18 protein-coding genes are annotated in these 18,578 nt (G+C 68.8%); 10 read left to right on the plus strand and 8 right to left on the minus strand.

Annotated elements, in window-relative coordinates:
• Window positions 1-98: 98 nt before the first annotated feature.
• Window positions 99-1,133 (minus strand): synaptic vesicle VAT-1 family membrane protein, encoded by a 1,035-nt coding sequence (locus WME82_RS27425; RefSeq protein ID WP_438037703.1) that lies wholly within the window; start codon window positions 1,131-1,133, stop codon window positions 99-101.
• A 233-nt stretch (window positions 1,134-1,366) separates the two neighbouring features.
• Here WME82_RS27425 and WME82_RS27430 point away from each other — a divergent pair, with 233 nt between their 5' ends.
• The 6 genes from WME82_RS27430 to WME82_RS27455 all read left to right on the plus strand — a co-directional run bounded on the left by WME82_RS27430 (window position 1,367) and on the right by WME82_RS27455 (window position 6,375).
• The gene (locus tag WME82_RS27430) at window positions 1,367-2,446 is read left to right on the plus strand and encodes a DUF2169 family type VI secretion system accessory protein (protein WP_438037704.1); all 1,080 of its coding nucleotides are present in this window, start codon (window positions 1,367-1,369) and stop codon (window positions 2,444-2,446) included.
• A gap of 28 nt (window positions 2,447-2,474) precedes the next feature.
• A complete protein-coding gene (locus WME82_RS27435; RefSeq protein ID WP_438037705.1) occupies window positions 2,475-2,945 on the plus strand; it encodes a DUF4150 domain-containing protein in 471 nt (156 codons plus the stop codon).
• Window positions 2,946-3,081: 136 nt separating this feature from the next.
• Complete coding sequence (locus tag WME82_RS27440) at window positions 3,082-4,200, plus strand: beta-ketoacyl synthase N-terminal-like domain-containing protein (RefSeq protein WP_438037706.1); 1,119 nt, start codon at window positions 3,082-3,084, stop codon at window positions 4,198-4,200.
• Window positions 4,197-4,940: a hypothetical protein gene (locus WME82_RS27445; protein ID WP_438037707.1), complete on the plus strand. Its 744-nt coding sequence runs from the start codon at window positions 4,197-4,199 to the stop codon at window positions 4,938-4,940. The genes WME82_RS27440 and WME82_RS27445 overlap by 4 nt, the downstream gene beginning before the upstream one ends.
• A gap of 33 nt (window positions 4,941-4,973) precedes the next feature.
• A complete protein-coding gene (locus WME82_RS27450; RefSeq protein ID WP_438037708.1) occupies window positions 4,974-5,549 on the plus strand; it encodes an imm11 family protein in 576 nt (191 codons plus the stop codon).
• Between the two features lie 34 nt (window positions 5,550-5,583).
• Entirely contained in the window at window positions 5,584-6,375 is a 792-nt protein-coding gene (locus tag WME82_RS27455) for a hypothetical protein (protein ID WP_438037709.1), read from the plus strand.
• An 18-nt stretch (window positions 6,376-6,393) separates the two neighbouring features.
• Here WME82_RS27455 and WME82_RS27460 read toward each other — a convergent pair whose 3' ends face one another.
• The 4 genes from WME82_RS27460 to WME82_RS27475 all read right to left on the minus strand — a co-directional run bounded on the left by WME82_RS27460 (window position 6,394) and on the right by WME82_RS27475 (window position 12,321).
• The gene (locus WME82_RS27460) at window positions 6,394-7,653 is read right to left on the minus strand and encodes a TIGR02270 family protein (RefSeq protein ID WP_438037710.1); all 1,260 of its coding nucleotides are present in this window, start codon (window positions 7,651-7,653) and stop codon (window positions 6,394-6,396) included.
• The gene (locus WME82_RS27465) at window positions 7,650-8,132 is read right to left on the minus strand and encodes a DUF6484 domain-containing protein (protein ID WP_437873897.1); all 483 of its coding nucleotides are present in this window, start codon (window positions 8,130-8,132) and stop codon (window positions 7,650-7,652) included. The genes WME82_RS27460 and WME82_RS27465 overlap by 4 nt, the downstream gene beginning before the upstream one ends.
• A gap of 216 nt (window positions 8,133-8,348) precedes the next feature.
• The gene (locus tag WME82_RS27470; RefSeq protein ID WP_438037711.1) at window positions 8,349-10,487 is read right to left on the minus strand and encodes a type VI secretion system Vgr family protein; all 2,139 of its coding nucleotides are present in this window, start codon (window positions 10,485-10,487) and stop codon (window positions 8,349-8,351) included.
• Window positions 10,488-10,689: 202 nt separating this feature from the next.
• The gene (locus WME82_RS27475; protein ID WP_438044939.1) at window positions 10,690-12,321 is read right to left on the minus strand and encodes a DUF2169 domain-containing protein; all 1,632 of its coding nucleotides are present in this window, start codon (window positions 12,319-12,321) and stop codon (window positions 10,690-10,692) included.
• A gap of 127 nt (window positions 12,322-12,448) precedes the next feature.
• On the opposite strand from WME82_RS27475, the gene WME82_RS27480 reads away from it, so the two are divergent.
• The gene (locus WME82_RS27480; RefSeq protein ID WP_438037712.1) at window positions 12,449-14,500 is read left to right on the plus strand and encodes a B12-binding domain-containing radical SAM protein; all 2,052 of its coding nucleotides are present in this window, start codon (window positions 12,449-12,451) and stop codon (window positions 14,498-14,500) included.
• 382 nt (window positions 14,501-14,882) lie between these two features.
• Window positions 14,883-15,320 (plus strand): hypothetical protein, encoded by a 438-nt coding sequence (locus WME82_RS27485; RefSeq protein WP_438037713.1) that lies wholly within the window; start codon window positions 14,883-14,885, stop codon window positions 15,318-15,320.
• Between the two features lie 140 nt (window positions 15,321-15,460).
• On the opposite strand, the gene WME82_RS27490 is transcribed toward WME82_RS27485, so the two are convergent.
• The 3 genes from WME82_RS27490 to WME82_RS27500 all read right to left on the minus strand — a co-directional run bounded on the left by WME82_RS27490 (window position 15,461) and on the right by WME82_RS27500 (window position 17,608).
• Window positions 15,461-15,820 (minus strand): PIN domain-containing protein, encoded by a 360-nt coding sequence (locus WME82_RS27490; protein WP_438037714.1) that lies wholly within the window; start codon window positions 15,818-15,820, stop codon window positions 15,461-15,463.
• Window positions 15,821-15,867: 47 nt separating this feature from the next.
• Window positions 15,868-16,134 carry a hypothetical protein gene (locus tag WME82_RS27495; protein ID WP_438037715.1) on the minus strand — a complete coding sequence of 89 codons (267 nt, stop codon included), beginning with the start codon at window positions 16,132-16,134 and terminating at the stop codon, window positions 15,868-15,870.
• A gap of 166 nt (window positions 16,135-16,300) precedes the next feature.
• Window positions 16,301-17,608: a DUF362 domain-containing protein gene (locus tag WME82_RS27500; protein ID WP_438037716.1), complete on the minus strand. Its 1,308-nt coding sequence runs from the start codon at window positions 17,606-17,608 to the stop codon at window positions 16,301-16,303.
• Window positions 17,609-18,040: 432 nt separating this feature from the next.
• On the opposite strand from WME82_RS27500, the gene WME82_RS27505 reads away from it, so the two are divergent.
• Window positions 18,041-18,205: a DUF1328 family protein gene (locus WME82_RS27505; protein ID WP_012237660.1), complete on the plus strand. Its 165-nt coding sequence runs from the start codon at window positions 18,041-18,043 to the stop codon at window positions 18,203-18,205.
• A 66-nt stretch (window positions 18,206-18,271) separates the two neighbouring features.
• The gene (locus WME82_RS27510) at window positions 18,272-18,574 is read left to right on the plus strand and encodes a hypothetical protein (protein WP_438037717.1); all 303 of its coding nucleotides are present in this window, start codon (window positions 18,272-18,274) and stop codon (window positions 18,572-18,574) included.
• Window positions 18,575-18,578: the final 4 nt, after the last annotated feature.

The raw sequence follows: 18,578 nt of genomic DNA on the forward strand, positions 1-18,578 counted from the left end.
CGGGCAGCCGCGTAGAAGGGGTTGCACGAGGTGCCGCGCGAGCTCTATCAGAGGCCCGCGGAAGCGGCGGCCCCTTGCCGCCCCAGGCAGCCGCCGCCCTACAGGGTCAGCACCAGCTTGCCCACGGTGCTGCCCGACTCGATCGCCCGGTGCGCCTCGCCCGCTCTCTCCAGCGGGAACGTCTTCACCGGCGGCGCCGAGAGGCGCCCCTCCTCCACCCAGCCGATGAGCCGCTCCATGGCCTCGCGCAGGATCTCCGTCCTGTGGAAGAGATACGAGAGGTTGAAGGCCAGCACGCTCTTGTTGTCGTTGCAGAGATCGAGCGGGTTGAAGCGCGGCATCCGGAGGAAGTCGACAGCGAGCTTCGGGTAGCTCGGGCGGCCGCCCTGCCGCGGAAGCATCGTGTGGAAGCCGTACACGACGAGCTTGCCGGCCGAGGCGACGTGCCGGTAGCTCTGCCGCAGCGTCTCGACCCCGTTCGCGTCGAGGACCACGTCGTAGCCCTCGGGCGCGAGCCGCTCCGCCGCCGCCCAGAGCGGCTCGCTGCTCTTGTCGATCACCGCGTCAGCGCCGAGGCGCCTCGCGGTCTCGACCTTGTGCGCCGCGCCCACCACGCCGACCACCCGGCAACCGGCGATCTTGCCGAGCTGCACCAGGGCGCTGCCCACGCCGCCGGCGGCGGAGTGCACAAGAAGGGCCATGCCTGGACGCAACCGCACGAGCTCGAAAAGCGCGTAGTACGCCGTCATGAACACCGCCGGGAAGCCGGCCGCCTCCTCCGGCGTGAGCCGCGCCGGCAGCGGGAAGACCTGGTGGCGCGGGACCGCGACGCGCGAGGCGTAACCGCCGAAGCGCGTTACGCCGAAGACGGGCGCTCCCGGCGCGAGATCATCGGAGACGCCTTCGCCGAGCCCGGCGACGGTGCCGGCAAACTCGAAGCCAGGCGTGATCGGCCAGCCGACGTATTTTTTCGCCGACTCGTAGAGGCCCATGCGGACGACGCAGTCGGCGTAGTTGACGCCAGCCGCCCGCACGTCGACGAGCACCTCGCCGCGCCCAGGGCTCGGATCGGGGTGTTCCTCGACGCGGAGCTTGTCGTGGCTGCCGGGCTCGTGGACGACGATCTTGCGCATGGACACCTGCTTGGCTGACGTGGTCTCACCACGGATCGGACACCTCGGAGACGGCGACGGCGGTTGTACACCGATCGGGGCGGGAAAGACCTGCAAAGCGGCCCGCTCCTGCCTGACGGGTTCGGCGCCAGCCGCGGCGGCGCGCCGCGGCTGGTACGCGGAGTCGCGGGGGAAAAAGAGAGCCGCGCTGCACCTGTTGCGCCGTTCTGGCGGATCGGAGATCCTCTTGCCGGATGGGGCATCCTGCAGTCGACAACAAGACGCCGTTTGCCCTCGAGCCCCTCTTCGTGGCCGACGAGGAGGGCCGCCCCCTCCTCGTCGCGCTGGTGCAGGCGACCTTCGACCTGCACCCGGTACGCGGCGTCGAGCGCGCCGAGCAGCAGCTTCCGCCGAGCCTCGCCGGGGAGCTGTGGGGGGCCGACGCCGCGACGTCGAGCTACAAGATCGAGCCGGCGTTCGCCTTCTTCAAGCCCGCGACGGACGTGGTCTTGATCGGCCATGCGCAGGCGCCGCGCCATGCCGTTCCGGAGCTCCAGGTCGTGTTCCGCGTCGGTCCGGTCGGGAAGGCGGTGCGGGTCCTCGGTGATCGGGCGTGGGTCCGTGGCGCGGGAGGCCTCGTCCCATCGCGACCGCGGCCGTTCGATCGAGTCCCGCTCAACTACGAGCACGCCTTCGGTGGCTGGGACCGGAGCCACCCTGATCCGGCAAAGCATGCGATCGAGCCGAGGAACCCCGTGGGAATCGGCTTCCGGGCGCCGAACGCGGCCGTCGAGGAGGGCCTCCGCTTGCCGAACATCGAGGATCCGAGCGATCCCCTGCAGCATTACGGGCAGGTTGTCGCGCCGGCGGGCCTCGGGTTCGTCTCGCCGGACTGGCAGCCCCGGGCCACGCTCGCCGGGACCTACGATGAGGCGTGGACCAAGGAACGGATGCCGCTCCTGCCGAAGGATTTCGACCGGCGGTTCTTCAACGCGGCCTCCAAGGGGCTCGTCATACCGGGATACCTGAGGGGCGACGAGCCGGTGCTCGTGGAGAACGCGTCCCCGTTCGGGCGGCTCTCGTTCCGGCTGCCCGGGCTCAGCGCCCCGAGGTGCCGGGTGGGGCTCGTGCGGCAGGAAGACGCGCAGGTGGAGCTGCGGTTGGATACGGTGGTCGTGGACACCGACGCCGATCGCGTGACGATGCTGTACCGCGGGCACGTCGCGCTGCGGGATGGGCCGCACGACGTGCGCACGATCGCGATCGAGGAAGATCTGGGCGCTGTCAGGAGACAGGTCCCCTCGGGGTGGTCCCGGGAGGGAGTTCGACCGTAGTGAACGCTGGCATCTCGAGGAGACGGCGATGGGCGTGACGGTAGGCGTGAACATGATGTCGGTGGTCCACGCGAAGAGCAGCGGGATCACGATCGCATTCCCGGACGTCTGCAAGACCCCGGCGCCACCCGCGCCGCCTCTGCCGATCCCCTACCCGAACATCGCCAAGAGCGGCGACACGGCCAAGGGCACGAAGAAGGTGAAGTGCGACGGGGAGTCGGTCTGCGTCAAGGACTCGAACTTCAGCACGAGCACCGGGGACGAGGCCGGCTCGCTCGGCGGGATCGTGTCGAGCAAGACCAAGGGGAAGGCGGAGTTCGTCAACTTCTCGTTCGACGTGAAGTTCGAGGGGAAGAACGTGGCGCGGGCGTTCGACCTGATGCTTCACAACGACAAGAACACGCCGCCGTTCCCGGTGATGCAGGGGCCGGTGGTGGTCATCGTGCCGCCAGGTCAGGCGCCGAAGCGCGAGTGCGTCACGTGTGAAGAGGAGATCTGAGGCAGGCTCCACGCGCCGGCCGGTATTTCGCTAGAACGATGGGCGCAGGCGAGCAGAGCGCTGGGTTACCGCCCGTGGGCTAGGGGTCGGAGGCTAGATGGTGGACAGAGGTTCCCTCGCGGTCACGCAGCTGGGGATGGTCTCCAGCCTGGGACTGGACGTGCTTGGCTCGTGCGCTGCCGCACGCGCGGGGCTGGTGCGCCCCGCGGAGCTCGATCAGTTCATCCTCGACCCGGACACGTCGGAGCCTGTGGCGCTGGTCGGTCACCCGGTGGGTGATTATACGCTCGGGTTCAGCGAGCTCGGTCTATGGACGCGCCTTGGCTCGCTGGCGCTTCGCAACCTGCTCACGCGCTGTGAGGGGCGTATCCCGACACTCTCGAGAACCGCAGTCTTGATCAATGCTCCAAGCGGGTACTACCTGCGGTGTGCCCAGGAGACGCGCGCGCGCCGATCGCACGCGCGCTCGGATGCGGACGATGCGGACGTCGGCCCCTCCTACGAGGAGCTCTTACCTTTGTACGAAGCCGAGCTCGTCCCAAAGATCTTGAGCGCCCTCGATCTGCGCGAACGCCCGGCGGTGCAGCGGGTGACCTTCGAGGACGAGACAGGCGCGATTTCGGTCCTGAGCACCGCGCGACACCTGCTTGACTCGGGGCAGGCAAAGCAATGCATCGTCGGTGGCATCGACTCGTTGATTGACACGCATTGGCTCGTCGCGTGCGACGATCTGGGTGTACTCAAGACCGCGCAGAGACCAGTCGGCTTCATGCCGGGCGAAGGCGCCGCGTTCCTCCTCCTCGAAACGGAAGAGTACGCACGTCGGCGAGGCGCTCCGGTGCTTGCTACGATCGTCGGTCTGGCGAGCCGAGAGGAGCCTGCCCATCGGTTCGCCCAGCGACCGCCGTCTGGAATCGCGCTGGCGGGCGCGATCGACGACTCCATGCAGCAGGCAGGAGTGCCGTGCAATACGTTCTTCTGCGACCTGAACGGCGACCCTGCACGCTCCTCTGATTGGGGCTGCGCCCTGGCGCGGCTATCTCGAGATGTGCAACCACGGACGGACGTACCGTTGGCAGCCTCGTTCGGAGCCACGCGGTCAGCCTACGGGTTCATGGCCGCCTGCGCGGGGGTTTTCATGCTAGCGCAAGATCGCAAACGCCCCGAGTCCGTGCTGATCTGGACATCGTCGGACAGCGGTCGCAGGGGGAGCTTCCTGATGAGACGGCCTGCCGGAGGTGGGAAAACGACATGAGCAACGACAAGCACAATCCTTCTGGGGAGCACAAGGGTGTATTTGAGAAGTCAAGCTCGGTCGAGTACCGCCAGACATGCACGAACTGTGACAAGAAGAGCGAGAGCTACCATGGAAACCGCTGGGATGCCCACCACATCCTGCCCGGCGTGGTCTTCTCCAGCGCGCAGAGCGATGATCCAAACGGGTTCATCATCGAGTGCCTGAACGCGACTGAGTACGACATCAATGCGGCGTATTCGCTTGCGGGCATGCCGAAGCTCACAGCGTTCATCCTATATTTCCAGCGCGATCGTACGATGCCCAAATTTGACGCATCCAAGGAGAAGACGGTCACCATGCAGCGCTGGGGCAAGGTCAGGAAGTACAAGAGCCAGAAGGACATACCGATAGCGTTCCCAGGAGACATCCCGGTCCATAACCCAGTCAACTGGGGCCATACGCAGTACAACGACGATGTCGACGAGCATCTAACCAGCGAGATCTGGAACGCACTCCGAAAGAAGAAGAAGAAGAAGAAGGCGCACTTTAAGCCTGAAGATTTGAAGGACAAATTGACATCAGCCAAGGACAAATTCTGGAAGAAGCTCCTGAAGCGCGGGAAAGGTCCCGGGTTTGGTGATCACAAGGGAATCGAAGCGAATCTTCGTCACCGGTACGATCGTGGGGCGGAGAAGGGATGGTGGCAGCCGCTGTGCATGGCCAAGGTCGATATGCCGACCTCGCCCAGCCTGCTCTAGTCGTCACGCCTAGCTGCCCCGAAGGAGAGACAAGTGAAATACGTACGGCTAAAGCCCCATGCAAGCGGGAGCGCCGCCCGGTTTCGCCACATCAAGAACTTCGAAGACAGCTTCGAACTGCTCGAGGGCGTGCCGCTCACCGGGTCTTTCCCGCCGGACGCCGAGTACCGGATGAATGACGAGTACCCGGATCGCATTGCGCTGGTCGATGTGCTTCATAACCTTGATCGGCAGCTCATCGTACACGATCGGCTGAGAGCATGGCTCGACACCCAAGGCGTGTCGCGAGTGGAGTACTTGCCTGTCAACGTGGTCAACCACAAGGGGCGCAAGTCTCGCGAGAAATACTTCATCGCCAATATGCTCTACCACGCCGATTGCATCGATCAGCAGCAAACGACATTCAAGTGGAATTCGCTGGATGAAGAGCAGATGTCTGACGTGGAGGACGTGACGATCGATGAGGAGAGGATCGAGCCAGGTTCGCAGCTGTTCCGACTGAAGCACCTGCCCGGGCCTATCATTGCAGCGCGCAGCCTGGCGGAGCAGATGCTAGAGGCGGGATTCCGCGGGTTCTCCATCGAGGAGATCTCCGACTACGAAAGCTGAAATCACGCCCACCGGTCTGGAGAGCTGAACGACGATGGAGACCCTCGCCGCTGCGAGCGATGAGCTCGTGACAATGCTCAATTTCCATATCGATGGCACGCTTCAGTCCAGCGACGCCGAGCAGCAGGCCGTCAACGCAGACGCCGTCTGTACTCATTATCAGGCAGTTGGCATTTGCGAGCTACTGCTTGACGCGGAGGTCGACGCGTTCTTTCATCACCTCATCCGCAGCGCGCAAACCAGGCGGTGGCTCCTGGAGCGGAACCAACGGCAACCGGGCTATCCTGTTCGCATTGTAAAGGCGAGCAACGCACGAGGGCTGCACGCGGCGCTCGCGGCGCGTGCATGGCCGCTGGCGCGCGACATCGCGGCGCTCGCGGTGACGGAGTGGTTACCCGAGGTCGAATACGAGGACGACTTCTGCGCCGCGCACTTCCTTCACCGCTACCTGCTCGGCGTCAACCGAGCCGAGTTGCTTACCATCCTCGCTCGGTTCGAGGAGGCGCTCGAGGGAGGCACATCGCCGTCGCTCGACCTCTGCCAAGGGCTGCTCTCGCGCGACAGGGGCGCGAGCGAGGCTGCGTTCGAGGCGCTCATCGAGCAACGAAAAGACAAGATCCGAGCGATGAAGCGCACGTCGGTTTATGCGGCCGATGCGCTCTTTCGTCCGCTCTCGACAATCTTTGTTGAGGGCCTGTCATGGCTGAGCTTGCTTGAGGCTGCCGGGGTCGAGATGAAAGAGGAGTACGTCTATTGCCCCAGCCTTGCGCGGAGATCGACATACAGTCCATTCGAGGTGACGACATTCCCAGCCGTGCCGCTCTGAGCGTCAGGCGACCGGCGTTCACGCGCACTGATGACTTGATGACGTCACTGCCCACCACATGGGCGCCCTCACCTCAGCCACGCCCCGCCGCGCCCGCTGCAGCGCCAGCTCAACCGCCGCCGCCGCCCGCGCCGGCTGGCTCCCCCTCTGCAGCACCTCCTCGATCCACGCCACCGCCGCCGGCCTTCCCAGCAGGTACCGCGTCCCCCGCTTCAGCTCCTTCCCTCGACTCCCCCACCACGTCGCGATCTTCTCCCTGTCCGGCCAAGGCAAGCTCTCGTCCGGATCCATCGCCACGTCCTCATCCTCCGGATCATCGCTCGGCCCGCTCCGAAACCCCGCCGGCCGCGCCCCCCGCAGCTTCGCCTCCTCGAGATCCACCCCGGTGATCATCGTGAACGCCCCGCCCGCCGCCCGCGCGAGCTCCGGCGTCCCCATGCACTCGATGATCCACGGCATCAGCGCTGGATCCCCGAGCGCCGCCGCCCCCGCGAGCGCCACGCGCGCCCCCCGCATCGTCCCGGCGATCGCGCGCAGCCACGTGGACGCCACGCCCGGATCCATCTTCCGCATCGCCATCGCACACGCCCGCTCGGCGAACGGCCCTCCACGATCCGCGATGGTCCCGAGCACCCTCAGCGCCGCCGCATCGCCGAGCAACGCCGCCGACCACGCCGCCGCGAACCGGCACGCCTCGTCCTCGTTGCCCAGCGCTCCGCGCACCTCGTCCAGCAGGTCCCCCCGCCCGAGCTCCCCGACGGCGCGCAGCGCCCGCGCCTTCAGGCGCGGGTCGCTCGACATCACCGCGTACCCCAAGGGCGCCCCCGGGTCCTGCCGGTGAACCGCGCACCCCGCGATCCCGATGCGGTGCAGCTCCGGCCCGACCCGGTGCGAGAGCAGCCCCGGCAGGATCCCCCGCACTTTATCGAAGCTCACCCACCCCAGCGCCGACACGATCGCCCGCGACAGCGCCGGCACGCCCCCGCCCACGTCGAGCACCCCGGCGATGCCCCTCAGATCCCGCCGCTCCACCGCGAGCACCATGGGCGCAAACAAGCTCCCCGGCTCCTCCTCGTCGATGGCGCCCTTGCAGATCTCCCACCCCGCATCACCCGCCAGCCGCAGCCCGTCGACATGCGCCTCCAGCCGCTCGTCCAGCTCACCGAGGCTCTGCAAATCGTAGAGCGGATCCACCACCGCGGCGTCCCGGTACGACCACAGGAACGCCGCCTCCTGGGCGTGCTGCTCGAAGATCTCGGCCTCGATCGTCGAGATCAATTGATCTGCACCGATCCGCCCTGGATCCGGTTCACGCCGGAGGACCGGGTCAGCAGATAAGCCCCACGAATCAAGATCTTCCCAGCGCGCGTCAGCGTGATGCTGGCCTTCCCGCACTGGAGCACGATCTCCTTCTCCGCGGTGAACACCAGCCGCTCACCGTCCGCGGTCGCCGTCGCCCCGTCGCGCACCGCCGCGCTCGCGCTCTCCCCCGCCACGTGCATCCGCCCCATCACCACCGGCCTGTCGCGCCGCCCGCCCTCGAACAGGAGCGCCACCTCCCGCCCCTCGTCCTCCGGCCCGAGCGCCGTCATCGCCCGCGCAGGAATCCCCCCGCGCGCCCCCTCTCCCAGGACAGCCGCCTCGACGAGCGGCTCGCCGCTCTGCGCGAACCCCACGATCCGCCCCACCACGACGCCCTCGATCGGCCCGGCCTTCTCCGCCTCGGCCCGGACGCGCTCCTCGTGCGCCGCGACCACCAGCTCGAGGAGACCCTCCGCGCCCTCGATCGCTCCCGCTTCTCCCCCGCCCTCATCCGCCAGCTCCCCGCCGGCGGCAGCAGCCTCCCCTTCCCCCTCCTCGATCAGGATCGCCTCGCCGCTCGGCTCCGCCGCCGGTGCCCGCCCGTCGTCTCTCATCACCCAGCTCCTCCGCTCCCCCTCATCCCCGAAGCGCCCGCGAGCCCCCGCTCCGCCTCAGTTCACCCCCACGTTGCTCCCCTTGATCTTCACGTTCCCGGACGCCTCGACGTTCACCGCCCCCTCGCTCTTCACGTCGAGCTTCTTCCCCTCGACCCGGATCGGCCCGTCGCCCTTCACCGTGATCTTCTTTCCCTGCACCGTCACATTCCCGTTCTTCTCGACCGTGATCGTGGCGTCCCCGCACTGGATCGAGAGCTTCTCCCCGATGATCATCGTCTTCTTCTCCTTCACCTCCTCCTTTGCGCTCTTCCCGATCGTCACCGTCATGTCCTTGCCCACCGTCACGGTGTAGCCCTCGTCCACGCTCGTCGACTTGCCCTTGGAGACGCTCTCCGAGCTCGAACCGCCCACCGTCTCGCTCTTGTTCTTGCCGATCGACGCGCTCTGGCTCTTGCCCACGTCGATCGACTGGCTCCCGGCGACCGACTCGGTGTGATCCCCCTCCACGCTGACCGAGCGGTTGCCCCCGACCGAGAGGGTCTCGTCCTCGCCGATGCTCTCCGTGTGGCTCTTCGCGACGTCGATGCTCTTGTTGCCGCCGATCTGCTCGCTCTGGTCGTTCCCCACCACCTTGCTCCGGTCGTGGTCCACCTCGAGCGCCTCGTCGTTCCCGATCCACTGCTTCTTGTCGTGCTCGATCGCGATGTTCCAGTCCTTCTGACCGTGCAGGAAGATCTCCTCCGAGCCCTTCTTGTCCTCGAACCGGAGCTCGTTGGACCCCCCGCCGCCCTTCGAGCTGTTCGACTTGAGGGTGCTCTTCGTCTTCTCCGCAGGGAGCGCGTACGGCGGCACGTTGGTGCCATGATAGACGCTCCCCACCACGAGCGGCCGGTCCGGATCGCCCTCCAGGAAGTCGACAACCACCTCGTGGCCGATCCGCGGCAGGAACACCGCGCCCCACGCAGAGCCCGCCCAGATCTGGCTCACGCGGATCCAGCACGAGCTCTGGGCGTCCTTCTTGCCCTCGCGATCCCAGTGGAACTGGACCTTGATGCGGCTGTGCTCGTCCGTATAGACCTCCTCGCCAGCAGGGCCGACCACGATCGCGGTCTGAATCCCCTTGATCGTCGGCCAAGGCGTCACCGACTGCGGACGGAAGGGGACGTCGGACGGCACGACCTGGAACTGGTTCCGGTAGGCCGCGGCGTCGCCCTCGGGGACAGCGTCCACCGTGGGCTCGTGGCCCTCATGGCGCACGGACACCAGCAGATACTCCCGGTTGAAATCGTCGCGCGCGTGCTCCGCGAGCGTGAAGGTCTGGCCAGGAACGAAGCGCGGGCAGACACTCTCGCCGCTGCCGGTCTTGCGTGAGGTCTGGATCTGCTCGAGCCGGATCTTGGCGATGCTCGATCCCGCGCCGGGCGCGTCGTAGTCCCCAGGATAGTCGTAGACCTCGAGATCGTCGTCCGCCTCGGCCTGGGCGTTGCTCTCGAGCGACAGGCTGGGCTTCTTGAAGTTGTAGTCGCGCAGCGTCACCTTCCCGGAGCGCACCCGCTCGGCATAACGGAAGCGGGAGACGTGCTCGCTCTGGTGGAGCGCGCCGAGCGGCGGCCGGAACACGACGGTGCTCTCCCCCGCGATCGGCCCGTGCCCCGACGCACCGTCAGAGAACACGAGCACGTGGCCGCCCTCGTCGTGCTCGAAGTAATAACAGATGCCCTCCTCCTCGAGCAGGCGCGACACGAAGGCGAAGTCGCTCTCCCGGTACTGCACGCAGTACTCCCGCGGGCGATAGGCGCCGCTCAGCACGAAGCGATAGCCCTTGCTCGAGATCCCGGCCGCGCGCAGGACCTTCTCGATGATCTCCGGGGTGGAGAGCGCCTGGAAGATTCGGCTGTTCCTGCGGTGCTTGAGGCGGGAGACATCGGGCACGATCGTGGCGTGATAGGCCGTGACCCGCTTGCCCTCCTCACCTTGCTCGAAGCTCGCGACGACACCGTGAATGTGCCGCGGCAGCTCGCCGACCTGCCAGGTGAGCAGCGCCGTCTTGCCCACGACGTCCGCGAACGCGATGTCCCTGTCCGCGCAAGCGACGAGCACATCGAAATGGAAGAGCTCGGAGATGCCCTCGCGCCCCTCGAACCGCGTCACACGGAGCTCGTGCCCCAGTCCGTCGACCTGAAACGAGTGCATGGACTCTCCCCTGTTCAGAGCGCGTGCGCGGACAGACCGCGGGCAGCATTCAACCGGAGTCATCCTACATGCTGCGACCGCTCGACCGCAATGGACGGCTGAGCTCGATGCCTGTGAGGCGCGTCGGGACAGCCGAACGCGGCGTCGGCGCGGCCGACGGGCGCGCGCCGGAGCGGCGCGGCGTCGGCAGTCCCCGGGGGTGCTACCCGTGAAGCAGCCCTGCCTCGGCCATCGCGGCAAGGAACTGAGCGCCGAGCGCCTCCGGCAAAGCGCCCGCATCGCCGAGGCGCTGCAGATGCACGATGGGCGGCGCCGCATGGACCTGCGCGGTGACGAGAGGCGCTGGCGAGAGAAGCGAAGGGGGCGCTGGAGGCGCGCTGGATGACGCTGCCTGGCGCGGAGGCCCGGCAGGCGCGGCGACCGGTGCTCGACGCGCGTCGAACGGCGTCGCGGCGGAGGCGATCGCCCTGGCCGCGTCCTCGGGCTCGAGCGAGGTCGTCTCCCCGAGCGGATCGCGGACGCCGCCGGGCCGCGACGGCGCGACGGCTGCCGCGCGCGGGGCGACCGCCGGCTGCGACGTCGCCGGCGTCGTTGAGCGCGCAGGCTCCGAAGGCCCTCGCATTGTGCTGAACGGCATCGCCCCGGCGGCCACCACCCTGGCCGCGTCCTCGGGCTCGAGCGCGTCCGTCTCCCCGAGCAGATCGCGGACGCCGCCGGGCCGCGCGGGAGGGGCCGCATCAACGCGCGGGGCGACGGCCGGCTGCGACGCCGCCGGCGTCGCCGAGCGCGCGGGCTCCGAAGGCACTCGCGTTGCGCTGAACGGCGTCGCCGCCGCCGCAACCACCCTGGCCGCCTCCTCGGGGCTGAGCTGGTTGGTGCCGTCCAGCGTGCTGGCCTTGGGGTTTTGCTGCGAGGCCGATCCCGAGGGCGCGGCGCGCGCGGCGGACGCGCTGCCGGCGGCGAACGGATCGGCCCATGCGATCGGCTGCACCGGGAGCTCCACGCCCGCGAGCACGCGCAGCGACTCGATCTCCGCCTCCTCGACGGGCGTATGGCCGCGCCACACCACCGAGCAGCGACGCCGATCCACGTCGACGTGCACCGTGTCGGCGCGGAGCGAGATCGGCTCCCCGGCGCGCGGCGAGGCAAGCTTCTGGCGGTACAGCCGCGCGACGCCGCGCGCCTCGGGCAGCTGCGTCCGGAGCTTCGGCCGCAGCGCGATCATGCCTCCAAGCACGATCCACTCGTCGCCGCGCAGCGCCGGGATGCGCTGATCCATGGGCGCCGCCTGGAAGTAGCTCCAGTCGAGCCCCTCGGGGATGTCGAGCAGCGAGCCGTGAACGCGACGCGCGTCGACCGCGCCGAGCAGCCGGCTTCGCAGCGGCGAGGTGCGGGGAAGCGGCCCCAGGCCGTCGATACGGACGTGGGAGCGGGCTGGCCCGACGCGCGCGGAGCCGTCGAGCTGAGCTTGTTTGTCGATGCGGACCTGGCCGTCCTGCACGACCGTCAGCCGGACCATGGCGTGCGGCGACGAGAAGCCCGGCGGCAGCTCTGCATGGCCGGTCACCACGACGCCGCACGGATCGAGGTACGGCGCGAGATCGCTCGCGGCCTGGAGCCGCTGGCCAGAAGGATCCGGCTGCTCCTCCGCCGCGATCGGGTCCGGGGCAACGAGCGACATGCGCCCCTCGGGGACGAGCGCGAACGTCGCCTTCACGACGACGGTGACATGGAGCCGGCCGCGAAGGCGAAAGCAGACCGTCGCAGCGACAGATGGGCCGAGCGGGGTGACAGCGACTCGCTGGCTGGACGCAGACATCGAAGCGCGCGTCATGTCGGAGACGATACTACGTCGGAAGCTCGGAGTTGCGCCGTCAGGTGCGCCCGAGCCCTGCGCCGCGCCGCCGGGCCGGCCGCACGGGACGGACACCCCTCCCGCCCTGTGCTAGAGCGGCGCCTGAATGCGCATCGCGCTCGTTTATCCGCCGACCTGCGATCCCACAGCCCCGTACCTCGCGGTGCCGATGCTGACCGGCTTCCTCCGCGCGAACGGCGTGGAGGTCCTGCCCGTCGACGCGAACGTCGAGGCCTTCGACGCGCTCCTCACGCCGCAGCGCATGGCCGACCTCCGCGACCGCCTCGAGGCGCGCCTCGGGGAGCTCGACCGCCGCGCCTCGCTCGCGCACACAGACCAGCTCGAGTACCTCGCCCTCGCCCGCGCGCGCGGCGACGCGCACGCCGTCCCGGAGGCGGTGGACCTCGCCAAGGCCACGCTCCGCTCCCCTGACGCCTTCTACGATCCGGACGCCTACGCCCGCGCGGTCGCGACGCTCGACGCGGCGCTCGGCGTCGTGTCCGCCACCCACCACCCGCTCAAGCTCGACTTCACGGCGTACCGCACGCCGTTCGGCCTCACGTCGATGGACGAGATCGCCCGGTCGAGCCGGCCGGAGCACGACCCGTTCGACGCCTGGGTGCAGCAGACGCTCGTGCCCCGGCTCCGCGACGCGCGCGCCGACATCGTGGGCCTCTCCGTGTGCTTCCCGGGCCAGCTCCAGCCCGCGTACGCGTTCGCGCGCAAGATCAAGGAGGCGCTTCCCGGCGCGCACGTCACGTGCGGCGGCCCCGGCGTCACGCAGCTGCTCCTCCGGCTGTCGGGCGAGCGGCTCGCGCGCGCGCTCGGCCCGTTCGACTCGGCGTGCCTGTTCGAGGGCGAGCACACCCTCCTCGCGCTCGCGCGCGCGCTCGACGAGGGCCGGCCGCTCCGGGACGTGCCGAACGTCGTCGCGCGCGATCGCCTGATGGGCGCGCGCTGGACGTCCGGCCACGGCATGGAGGACCTGAAGGCGCTCCCCGCGCCCGACTTCGATGGGCTCCCCCTGGAGGCGTACCTCGCGCCGGCGCTCGTGCTCCCGTACGACCCGACGCGGGGCTGCTACTGGGGAAAATGCACCTTCTGCCATTACGGGCTCGCGGAGGTCGGCACGGCGGCGTACCGCGAGCGCGCCGTCGAGACCATCGTGGCGCACCTCGCGGCCCTCGGCGCGCGGCACGGCACGCGCCACTTCTACCTGTCGCAGGACTCGGTCGCGCCGAAGACGCTCGTGAAGATGGCGCAGGCGATCCTCGACGCCGGCCTCGACGTGCGGTGGGCCACCGACCTCAAGCCGGAGAAGTACCTGACCAGGGAGCGCGCGGACGTGCTGCGCCGCGCGGGCGCCGTCGCGTGCGCGCTCGGCGTCGAGTCCGCGTCGCCGCGCGTCCTCGGCCTCATCGACAAGGGCGCGCCCGTCGAGGTCGTCTCCGACGTCATCGACCACCTCGCGTCCGCGGGCGTGGCCGCCGAGGCGATGTGCTTCACGGACTTCCCCACCGAGACGCACGCCGAGGCCGTCGAGACGCTCGACTTCCTGCGCGCGCGGCGGGAGGCGCTCGCGGTCTACATCGTCGGAGAGTTCGGGCTGACGCACGGCTCGCTCGTCGCGCAGACCCCGGAGCGCTTCGGGATCGACGAGGTGTTCGCGCTCGAGGGCGACGAGCTCGGGCTCGGCCTGTTCTTCGTCCCGCGGGAGCCGTGGAAGACCGACGCCGAGCGCTCCGACGTCGACGCGCGGCTCTCCGACCTGTCGCGCGGCTGGACGTTGCGCAGCTATCCGTGGGCCGGCGCCGTGTCGACCGCACACACGATCCTCCAGTACGACCGCTTCGGCCCCGGCGTCTTCCGCGATCGCGCGGCGCGCCGCCCCGACGACAGCATCCCCGGAGCCAGCACCATCGAGCGCGGGCTGCGCTTCGATCCGCGCGCCGCCGAGCACGCGGAGGCGCGCGAGGCGGAGATCTGGGCGACGCTCGTCCACGAGGAGCGGCGCGTGGGGCGCGACGCCTACGAGCGGCTCGCCCGGTCGTTGCCGCCGCTCCGGCCGAGGCCGGTGCGCGTCAGGTTCGTCGCGGGCGCCGCGCCGGCCGTGACGTCGGGGCGACGGCCGTCGCACGCGGCCAGCTCGGCACGCTGAGCCTCGATCCGCACAGGAACGGCGATCGACGCATCACGCGATGGCTCGCCGTTGCGCATCGAGGCGTGGATCAGCCGACGATGCATGGGTGGCTTGCGTGCCTGGCCGCGCGCCGCGACGGCAATGTCGTCCGACGTGAGGTGAAAGCGGCCTATCGTCGCACACGCGATGAATCGATGCATCAACGATGAATCAAATGGACTTCCCACTAGCCTTCACGATCGGTTAAATTCCGTCGTTGGAGGTCCGTCGCCCCCGAGCCCCCGAGTCAGCGAAGCACAGGAGGAGGCTCCGGGAGTCGATAGGACATGCGCCTTCGGCGCGCTTTCTTGGGGAAGCCGCGTGCGGGTCGTCACGCGGTGGAGTTCAAAGGCATCATATAATGAAAAGTTTCAACGCATTCGCAATCCTGGGTTCGGTGTTCGCGCTGGCGGGGTGCGTCGTCGACGCCGACTCCTCGACGGAGCTGGGGGACGACGCGGAGGTCGACGAGCAGACCGCCGTCGCCGAGCAGGCGGAGACGAAGGGCGCGGTGAACGCCGCCTGCGCCCAGTCCCTCACCCTCCGCAGCTCGGCCGGCGGGCAGGCGGTCATCGGCACGATGTACACCGGTCCGCTCAACGGCGTCTCGAAGTTCTACGTGCACTCGACGAGCGGGAGCTGGTCCTACGGCTACTCGTACTCGCTCGGCCAGTGGGGCTGGGCGATGACGTACTACCTGACGGCGAGCTACACGGAGACGGGGACACCGGGGCAGCTCGGCTATTATTACGCGTGTTATCGATCGGACGGCACGGCCATGGGCGGCGGCGTCGGCTGACCGGCGCGGCGGGTCGCGGGCAGCGCTCCTGGGGCCGCCCACCCGGCGCTATACCGCCGCCGCCCCGCCGGCGGCCGTCGGCGCTCGGGAGGGTAGGGTGACGTGGCGGATGAGCCCATGACCTGAGGCGATGGTCAGAATCATGCCGGCTCTCTCCAGTTCTCCAGAACCAGTGGGTAGCCGGCTGATTGAACACGGCTGTAATCGGACGTGTTGCCTGTCACGAGGGGCAATCCGTGATGGATCGCCGTCGCGGCGATCATCGTATCCGGTACGCCGATCGGCGTTCCGGCCATCCGCAGGTCGGCCAGGATGCGACCAGCGAGCTCGGCCGCGGTCGCATCGAACAGCAAGACCTCGCTCCGGTGTGCCATTTCCAGGAACCGCCGCGTCTTCTGGCCGGCTCGCTGCTGCGAGTAGCCAGCGACGACCTCCATGACCGAGACGACGGAGAACGTGAAGCGGCCGTAGGCAGCGATGTACGAGCGCGCGCGCTCCACGACAGCCGGGCTCCTGGCCCTTGGTGATCTCGGACAGAATGTCCGTGTCAAGGAGAGCCCTGCTCATCCTCTTCCTCGACATCGCGCAGCCTGGAAGAGCGACGATTTTCCCGGACAACCTCCATCATGGCATCGACGGCCCCGGGGTCATCGGCGAAGAGCCCGATCAAGGAGGGTGCTGCCTCGGCTTCACGCGGCAAGCCCTCGCTCGCGGATCCATCCGCGAGCTCATGGACCACACGCTCGATGAGCCGGAGCCGCTCCTGGACCGGCAGGCCCTGGATGGCCTCGAAAATCTGCTCGACGCTGGTCACGGGGCCGACCTCCTGTTCGCACGAACCACAGCCAAGCGTACCCCGATCCGAGGGCGCACGGGGTTACCCTCTCCGTGCGCAGGCGGGCCCCCCGCCTGGGCCGGCTCGCAGACGCCCATCAGCGCGCCCGCGACCGCTCCCCGGCGGAGGGACCTCCCCCGGCCTCCTACACCGCCGCCGCTCCGCCCCCGCCGGCCGCCTGCGCGCGCGCCCGCTTGCGGACCATGATCTCCGGCGACTCCGCGACCGCCATCCCCACGAGGCGCATGCCCTCCAGGAAGTGCTTCACCCCGCTCCGGACGAGCTCGTGGCTCGCCTCGCCGACCTCCGGGTAGCCCCGCCCCGCCGCGTCGGGCTGCACCTTGCCCCAGTTCGCGAAGAGGCGCCCCCACGGGCTCTCCAGCACGGGGGCCATCTTCTCCTTCGCGTAGCGCGGGTACCAGAACATGTCGTGATACGTGACCGACGCCACGTAGGCCCAGGGGGCGAGCCACGTCTTGAGCGACCACTCGATCGGCTTCTTCAGGGGACCCCAGTAGATGCGGTGCTGGTTGCGCGAGGCGAACGTCATCTCCTTGAACGGTCCATCGAAGTTCCACTGCTCGTTCGCCGCGTCCACGTCGCCCACGAGCTCGATGTCGCGCACGTCGCCCGTCCCGAGGCCGAGGTCGTGCGCCAGCCGCACGAACTTGAGATCGCGCAGCGGGTCGAACCCCATCAGCTTCGCCGCCACGGCGTCGATCGCCACCTGGTCCGAGGACGCGAGCAGCACGTTCTTCACGTGCGGCACCATGCAGCGCGGCCCCGGGCCGTCACCCGCGAACGTCCCGTCCATCACCGCGAAGACCCCGCGGTGGATCTTCTTCTGGATCATCAAAAGATCCACGAGCGTCTCGTGGATCACCGGGTGCGTCCAGTGCCGGTGCTCGTTCAGGAGGCCGCCGAACGCGTTCTTCATCGCGCCCGTCGTCGTCGTGAAGATGTGGGTCTTCACCGTCGGCAGGTGGATGATGTTCTCCCCGATGAAGCGCTTCGGGATCGAGAACCCCTTCGGGTACACCTCGTTCAGACAGAGGAACTTCTTCCGCAGATCGCCGACCGCGTCCCCGATCGGGATCCACTCCTCCCCTTCGTAGAGGTGGACGTTGCGCAGGCCGTGCGCCTGCACGACGTCGATCTGCTTGTTCTCGCGCTCGCCGAGGTGGGCGTCGATGACGACCGTGCGGTTGTGGCAGGCGTGGATCAGGTCCTTCGAGTACCCGTCCTGCGTCATCGCCCGGATGACCCCCTCGAGCTGCCAGGGCGTCGTGGATGAGCTCGGGTAGAAGAAGTGCCAGGAGATGTTCACCTTGAGCGCCGTGTCGGCGTCCTTGGCGACCACATCCTGATAACCGGCCAGGTTCATCAGCCGGTGGTAGTCCGAGAGCACCGTCGCAGGCGACGTGCGGATCACAGCGACCTTCGATTTCGGCATGGCCGGGTCCTTATAGCCCGTCCAGAGTCGCCCGTTCCGGGAAGTTGCAGGGCGTCCGCGTGGAGCCTCCGTGCAGGCGCCGTCGACGCGGAGCAACGCGGCGCAGGGGCGCGCGCTCGCCCGATGCCCCTGTTCCGCGCTCCGCCTACGCGCAGGTCCACCATGTCACGATCGAGGCATCTTGCCCCAGACGTGAAGCGCCGCACGCGTGCCCGGACGGAAGCGGCTGGGCCGATCTCGGCGCTAGCCGCCTCGCGCCGCCGAGAACGCGCCGGCCGACAGCCTCTGCCGCCGGCCGGCACGGGGACTGCAACAGCCAGGGAGCAGCAGGGAACAGCAAGGAACCGCGGCGAACAGCCGCCATCAGGAACCACGTTGAGGTCGTCTCCACGAAACAACGGATCGACCCCTGACCCCCCCTTGGAGGACATCATGCTCGGCTGGACTGTCACCTTCTTCATCATCGCGATCATCGCCGCAATCTTCGGCTTCGGCGGGATCGCCGCCAGCGCCGCGTCGATCGCGAAGATCCTGTTCGTCGCGTTCCTGGTGCTCGCCGTGATTTCGCTCGCGCTCGGGCGCCGCATGCCGGCATGATCCGGAGACAGGGTGGAGGCCATGAAGAACGCGTCGCAACCGCGGAACGGTGAGAGGAACGATACGTTGAACAGCACGTTGAACAGCGCGCCGAACGGTGAACCCTGGAAGCCCGGCGCGCCGCAGCCGGCGGCGAGCCCCCCCGGCGAAACGCCAGCGCCGCCAGCGCCGCCAGCGACCCCCGGCTCGCCCGGTCGCACGTCGCCGGACCGCGAGATCCAGCTCCCGGGGACGGCACAGCCCGGAGGAGATCCGGGGACGAGGCACCAGCCCGAGGTGCCTGCGCCCGCGCACACGCAGGAGATCCCGGCGCCGCCGCCTCACGAGGTCCCCGGCCACGATTTCCCGCGCGCCGGGAGCGGCCCCTAGGCGA

This window comes from Sorangium sp. So ce128 (genome assembly GCF_051525245.1).
Lineage (GTDB): Bacteria > Myxococcota_A > Polyangia > Polyangiales > Polyangiaceae > Sorangium > Sorangium cellulosum_B.